The sequence below is a fragment of the Myxococcales bacterium genome (assembly GCA_012517325.1).
GTDB lineage: Bacteria > Lernaellota > Lernaellaia > Lernaellales > Lernaellaceae > JAAYVF01.
Genome location: JAAYVF010000112.1, coordinates 1 through 7,048 on the forward strand (window position 1 = coordinate 1; position 7,048 = coordinate 7,048).

The 7,048-nt window shown below is 65.9% G+C and carries 4 protein-coding genes; all 4 read left to right on the forward strand.

The window, feature by feature from the left end; translation table 11 throughout:
- The first annotated feature begins 230 nt into the window (after positions 1-230).
- Complete coding sequence (locus GX444_18905; GenBank protein NLH50651.1) at positions 231-2,594, forward strand: hypothetical protein; 2,364 nt, start codon at positions 231-233, stop codon at positions 2,592-2,594.
- Complete coding sequence (locus tag GX444_18910; protein NLH50652.1) at positions 2,591-3,067, forward strand: hypothetical protein; 477 nt, start codon at positions 2,591-2,593, stop codon at positions 3,065-3,067. Before GX444_18905 ends, GX444_18910 begins: the two co-directional genes overlap by 4 nt.
- A 158-nt stretch (positions 3,068-3,225) precedes the next feature.
- On the forward strand, positions 3,226-6,744 hold the full coding sequence (gene mfd / locus GX444_18915; protein NLH50653.1) for a transcription-repair coupling factor: 3,519 nt from the start codon (positions 3,226-3,228) through the stop codon (positions 6,742-6,744).
- Positions 6,745-6,822: 78 nt separating this feature from the next.
- A partial coding sequence (locus tag GX444_18920) for a hypothetical protein (protein ID NLH50654.1) occupies positions 6,823-7,048 on the forward strand: 226 nt, incomplete at its 3' end.

Here is a 7,048-nt window from a genome sequence, read left to right on the forward strand (position 1 = left end):
AGGGGCAGCTGCCCCTCCAGGACGCAGACCAGCAACCTCATCCGCTGTAACTCCTTGGGAGTCATCGAAATCATGTCCTTCTTCATGGGGGACATAATCGCTAAGCAGTTACAGGGGACAAAGTCGCTAAGCTAATACAATTCCCGCCGGCCGGGTATCCTCCCGGCTCGTTTTCCTGTAGGCTGAAACGGCAAAAAGGCAGCTTGGATCCCAATAAAACGAGGTCCGCCATGCGTTGTCTGCTTCCCGTTCTGGCGTTGCTGATTTTGCTGGGGGCGGCGGTTCCGGCCCACGCCGCCGGCGAACCGTCCGGCCCGTGGCACGCGGAAATCACCGACCGGCCCCGGCTGCTGGGCGATGCCTCGCTGCGCGACACCATCCTGGATCGGTTATCCCGCGAACCGTATCTCGCCCTGATGGCCCGGGTGCGCGGCCGGGCGAACAACGGCTTCAGTCCGACGCCGCCCGACCCGTACGATCCGGGCCGCGAATACGGGTTGTCGAACATCGCCAAGGCCGCCGCGTTCGTCGCCTGGATCGACGATGACGCCGCGCTGGCCGACCGCGCCGCGCAGGCTCTCGAGGCGATGGCGCCCGATTTCGGCGCCTCGCCCTACCAGATGTTCATCGATTCCGACATCCACATCGCCGAAGCGGTGGTCGGCTATTGCTACGCCTACGACATCCTGGCCGGCACCGGCCTGATCGCGGCCGACCGCCTCGCGGCCATCGCGGACCGCCTGGGCGGGATGATCGCGCTCTGGTACAGCGGCTTCATCGACCAGTTGGCCGTGGTGACCTTGTTTCTCGACAACAATCACGGCACGAAGACGGGCGCGGCCTTTGCCGTCGCCGGCATGACCCTCAACCAGCGCGACGACGCGAACAAATGGTTCAACTTCGGGATGACCTACGCCTACGACATCTGGTTCGATTCGCAAGTGGTGCCGGGCGGCGTCGTGGCCGAAGGGACCTATTACGCCGAGTATTCGGCGGTCAATCATCTGCCGGTGTTTTATAGCTACAACGAGCTGATCGGCGAGGACGCGACCCTGCAAAAGCGCGACGCCTGCCTGCTGGGCCCCAATTGCAACTGGTCGGCTTACGACATCGTCAATCCGCTCGATCACCCGAAAAACTACGAAAGTCACCTCTGGTTCGTGAAGGCGCGCCGGCCCGACGGCTCCGCACCGGCCCTCGACGACGCCAACCCGACCGGCTACTTCAACGGTCTGGTTTCGGCCTATTACGACGACGGCCGCCTGGCCTGGGAGTGGCTGAACAATTCCTTCGACCCGCTGTTCACCACCCACTGCTCCGAACTCAACGTCGAGGCCATCGCCTGGTACGACGACGCGGTCGCCGCGACGCCGCCCGGCGACGATTTCGGCCCGAATTTTCTCTTGCCGACCGAGGGTCAGGCGATCTTCCGGTCGGGTTGGGGCGCCGCCGACTCCTGGGTCATGATGCTGGCCGAAAACGGCCAGGCCCGTAAAAAAGGCAGCGGCCACGAGCATTCCGACAACCTGTCGCTGGCCTTTTTCGCGCGCGGCGAGGACCTGCTGCTTGACCCCGGCTACATTGCCTGGGAAGAGCATAATAAGGTGCGCCTCGGCATCCACCACAACGTGCCGACGGTCGACGGTCAGGGCCCACCGTCGCTGCCGGACTACCTGATGATGTTCGGCGGCACGGACGCGTTTTTCGTCGACGGCCTGACCGACGTCGCCGCGCCGTTCGCCACCGCCGCCAGCTCGTGGAGCGATGCCGACTTCCGCCGCACCCTGCTGTTCCCCGACGACGATTACCTCGTGGTCTTCGACCGCATGAGTTCCGCCGAACCGCGCGAATACGGAGTCCTGTGGCACGGCCAGGCCGGCGGCAACTCGGGCTATCCCTTTACGCCGAACGACGACGGCGGCACCTGGGCGCCCGGCGACGCGGCGGTCGACGTGCACGTCGGCACCTCGGCCGGCGCGACCGCGGCGACCACGTCGATCAACATTCACAGTTACGGCTGGATGAACGAGATCGAACACGTCAGCCTCGACACCCGCGCGACCGCGGCGACCGCGCAGGCTCGCTTTCTCAGCGTGGCCGTGCCGTATTCGACCGCCAAGGAAGAGCCGCGCGCGGTGGAATGGCTGTCGCGCGACGACCTGATCGCCGCGCGCATCGCCGGCGATGCGACGGATTTCGCCGCGGCCCAGCCGGCCCGCGCGCCGCAGAGTTTTTCCGCCGTCGAAACCGGTTCGCTGGCGCTCAAGACCGACGCCGAGACCCTGCTGCTGCGCACGGCCGACGGCGCGGACGGGTATGCTTACCTGGACGGCGGCGGTTACCTGATGCTTCATGGATTGCGCCCGTGGAATTTCGGCCCGACCGAGCGGGTCTGGCTGGAGTGGGAAGGCGATCAATGGTGGTTCGAGCTGCCCGAGTCGGGCGGCATGATCGTGACCTACGCCGCGTACCTGCCGGACATCGAGGCCGCGGGCGATGTCGGCTACAGCCTGCGCGGCGGTATTTTACGCGTCTGGTCGCACGGCGCGGCGTCGGTGATGATCGACTTCGCCTATTTCCGGAACCGGCGATGAACGGCCGCTGGTCGAATCCACCGATTCTGGCGGGCGGCGCATTGATGACGGTCGCTTTTTTCCTGCCCTGGGCGCAGGCCTCGCTTTTCGGATTTCACAACCCGATCTTCAGCGCGGCCGACCTCGCCGAGCGCGAACCCGGTTGGTATCTGGTTTTGGCTTGCGGCGCGTTGACCTTTTTACTCGGCGGCGCCGGGCTGGCCGCCGGACTTCGCCGGCCGCAACTCCAGCTCTACCTGAACGCCGGTGCGCTTTTGTTGTCGCTGGTTTGTGCGATTTTCATCTGGCGGGTCTGGTCGGGCCTGCAGGGCGAGGGCATTGCTTTTTCCTGGATCGAAGGCGCGACCGCGAAAGATCTGGCCCTCCGCCTGCGCCATGGCATCTACGTGGAACTCGCCGGCTGCGCCCTGGCCGCCCTGGGCGGCCTGCTCGCCGTGCTGGGCGGCCGGAAAGAAAGCGCGGCCGGGAAATGATTCGGCCGATAAGTCGAGGAAGCGCATTTACCTGACGTGATGGCCCTTTTCAGGTGGCCTGCCCGATTCTCCCTTCATCATTTTTCCGGTTTTTTTCCTCTCTTTTCGACCGGGACATCCTCTGCTAGCATTTGCGCCCTTGAGCGAGGAAGCCGGCGATGCGCGAATTTTTTGGGTCCCGCCGATACCCGCCATTGGAGGAGCTGCACAAAAACCACGCCCAAGGTGTATCCAGAATCGCCGTCGCCGGGCTGGCCGGCGGCAGTTCCGCCCTGATTCTGGCCACGCTGCTGCTGGAAACCGACGGGCCCGCGCTGGTCCTCGCGGCCGACGCGAAAAAAGCGCAAATCCTGTTCGACGACCTGACGTTCTTCCTGCGCGCCGCCGACGGCGCCGCGTCGACGCGCCTGTTTTTGTACCCGGCGTACGACGTCGCGCCCTTCGAATCCATCAGCCCGCACCCTGGCATACTGGCCCGCCGCATGCGCTGTCTGGCCGAGTTGGCCGGCCGCCGCAAGCCGATCGTCGTCGCGCCGGTCGAGGCGGTGTTGAACCTTACCCTGAGCCGCGAGGATTTTCTCGCCGGCCGCCAGGTGGTCAACGTGCCGGACCTCTTCGAACGCGACGCCCTGGTCGGCGACCTGCTGGCCATCGGCTACCGGATGACGCCGATCGTCGAGGAAGTGGGCGAGGTGGCGGTGCGCGGCGACATCATCGACGTTTTCACGCCCGGCGGCGACCTGCCGCTGCGCATCGAATTGTTCGGCGACGAGGTGGAATCGATCCGCCATTTCGATCCGTCCACCCAGAAGAGCCGCGGCCCACTGCGCCACGCTGAGCTGTATTCGTGCAGCGACGTCCACCTCGGAACCGCCAACGCCGAGTTGTTCGCCGACCGCGTCAAGGCGCTGGCCGAGGCCCAGGACGTGCCCAAGCCGCGTCGCGACCGGCTGGTCGACGAGGTCACCCACCGCATCGCCTTTCCCGGCATCGAATTTTTCACGCCGCTGCTGCACGACAAGCTGGAGCCGCTGCCGGCCTACCTCGGCGGCGAAGGGCTGGTCGTCTGGCACGAGATCGCCGACGTCGAGGTCGCCCTGGAAGCCACGGCGGAAAAGATCCGCACCCGCTTCGACCGGGCGCGCGAGGCCGGCAAGCTGTGCGTCGAGCCGGCGGCGCTGTACCTGGACGAGGCCGGTTTCCGCGCGGCTCTGGCGCCGTTGCGGCAGGTGGCGCTCGGCCACGAGGCCTACCTCGAAAACGCCGAACCGATCCGTTTCGAGACCGTGACGCACGCCCGCCTGCGCGAGCAGATTCTGGCCCGAGCCAACGAACCGCACATGCTCAACCCCCTGGTCGAGGGGTTGCGCGAAAGCCTCGCCGGCGAAGGCCGGGCGGTGTTGGTCAGCCGGACGCCGGGCGGCGCCGACCGGTTGGAGCGGTTGCTGTCGCCCTACAAGCCGGCGGTGGAAATGCGGCCCGACCAGTCGTTCGCCGGGGCGCTGTCGGGCGGCCAGGGACTGACCCGCGTGCCGGCGCTGATCGGCGAGTTGTCGGCCGGCTTTTCCTTTCCCGGCCTCGAACTGACGGTCTTCACCGAGGAAGACATCTTCGGCGAGCGCCGCCGCGCCGAGACCTACGCCAAGCGCCAGGTGGAGATGATCAGCTCCTTTTCCGAGCTGGCCGAGGGCGATTTCGTCGTCCACCTGAAACACGGCGTCGGCATCTACCGCGGGCTGGTCCACTTGACGCTGGGCGACGTCCCCGGCGAATTTCTGCACCTCGAATACGCCGGCGGCGACCGGCTCTACCTGCCGGTGGACCGGTTGGGCGCCGTGCAGCGCTACGTCGGCGCCGGGGCGACGCCGAAAATCGACCGGCTGGGCACCTTCACCTGGGCCGCGACCAAGAAAAAGGCGCGGCAGGCGGCCCGCAAACTGGCCAAGGAACTGCTGGCGCTTTACGCCGCCCGCAACGCGCAGCCGGGTTTCGCCTTCCCGCCGCCGGATGAAATCTTCCGCGAGTTCGAGGCGACCTTCCCCTACGACGAAACGCCCGACCAGGAAACGGCGATCCGCGACGTGATCGCCGACATGGTGTCCGAGCGGCCCGCCGACCGGTTGATCTGCGGCGACGTCGGCTTCGGCAAGACCGAGGTGGCGATGCGCGCCGCGTTTCTCGCCGTGCTCGGCGGCAAGCAGGTGGCCGTGCTCTGCCCCACCACCACCCTCGCGTTCCAGCATTTCAACACGTTCCGCGACCGCCTGGCGCCCTTCGGGGTCAAGATCGGCATGCTCAGCCGCTTCGTCCAGCCGGCCCAGCAGCGCGAGGCGATCAAGCGGCTGCGCGAGGGCGGCATCGACCTGATGATCGGCACGCACATGTTGCTGGGCAAACGGATCGAGTTTAAAAACCTCGGCCTGCTGATCGTCGACGAGGAACAGCACTTCGGCGTCGCCCAGAAGGAAAAAATCAAGAGCCTGGCGCGCGACATCGACGTGTTCACGCTGACCGCCACGCCCATCCCGCGCACCCTGCACATGAGCCTGACCGGCATCCGCGACCTTTCGGTGATCAACACCCCGCCCGAGGACCGGCTGGCGATCCGCACCATCGTCACCCGGTGGGATGAGGACACGATCCGCGAGGCGCTGGAACGCGAACTGTCGCGCGGCGGGCAGGCGTTCGTCATCCACAACCGGGTCAAGAGCCTCGATTCGGTCGCGCTGAAGATCAAACGGCTGGTGCCCCAGGCCCGCCTCGGCGTCGGCCACGGCCAGATGGACGAAAAGGCGCTGGAAAAGCTGATGATCGATTTTTCGCAGGGCAATTTCGACATCGTCGTCTGCACCACGATCGTCGAAAGCGGCCTCGATTTCCCCCGCGCCAACACGATCATCATCGACCGCGCCGATGCCCTGGGCCTGTCGCAGCTTTACCAGTTGCGCGGCCGGGTCGGCCGGTCCAAGCGCCGCGCCTACTGCTACCTGCTGGTGCCGCCCAGCGGCACGATGACCCCCGAGGCGCGCAAGCGCCTGGCCGTGCTGCGGACCTTCACGGAACTGGGCAGCGGCTACAAAATCGCCGCCCGCGACCTCGAAATCCGGGGCGCCGGCAACCTGCTGGGTTCCGAACAGTCCGGCCAGATCGACGCGGTGGGCTTCGACCTCTACACCCGCCTGCTCGAGGAGGAAATCCGGCGCTTGCGCGGCGAGATCGTCGAGGAGCGCATCGACTGCGAGGTGGCGATCCGCATCCCGGCCTACCTGCCGGAGGAATACGTCGCCGACGTGCACCTGCGGCTGTCGCTGTACAAGCGCATCGCCGACGCCCGCGACGACGCCGAATTGGCCCAGATCCGCGAGGAATTGGCCGATCGCTTCGGCCGCCTGCCGCCGGCGGTGGTCAACCTGCTGGCCATCGTCGCCCTGCGCCGCGAGGCCGAAAAGCTGCGCTTGCGGAAAATCGAGGCGGGCGACGGCTACGTGGCTTACGAATTCGACGATTCGACCCCCGTCACCCCGTCCCGCCTGGTGCGGCTGGTCACCGCGAACCCCGATGTCCTGTCGTTGACGCCGGAGGGCAAGCTGTACCAAAAAACCCAGACGTTGACCCCGCCGGAACTCCTGGCGGTGCTTGCCAGGGGCTTGCAACGACTGGCCGACTATGCTACCTAAAGCAACTTGTTAACGGAGTTATTCCTTGCTGATACGGCAATAGCTTCTGCATTCAATTGAAGAGGAAGGATAATGGCCATGTCGAAGAAAACCCTGTTCCTGTTGGGAATCTGCACCTTGGCGCTCGCCGTGGTTCTGATCGTCGCGGCTTGCGATCAAACCGGCGGCGCGAAGGGCGCGAAAGGCGCGAAACCGGGCCAGACGTTGGCCACGGTCGGCAACAGCACCATCACCACCGACGATTTCGATGAAATCCTCAAACGGATTCCGCCGTTCAACCGGAAACGCTACACCACCAAGGAAG

Excerpts from the sequence above, each read along its gene's own strand:
- GX444_18905 (NLH50651.1), top strand. The coding sequence starts at position 231 with ATGCGTTGTCTGCTTCCCGTTCTGGCGTTGCTGATTTTGCTGGGGGCG.
- GX444_18910 (NLH50652.1), top strand. The coding sequence starts at position 2,591 with ATGAACGGCCGCTGGTCGAATCCACCGATTCTGGCGGGCGGCGCATTG.
- mfd (NLH50653.1), top strand. The coding sequence starts at position 3,226 with ATGCGCGAATTTTTTGGGTCCCGCCGATACCCGCCATTGGAGGAGCTG.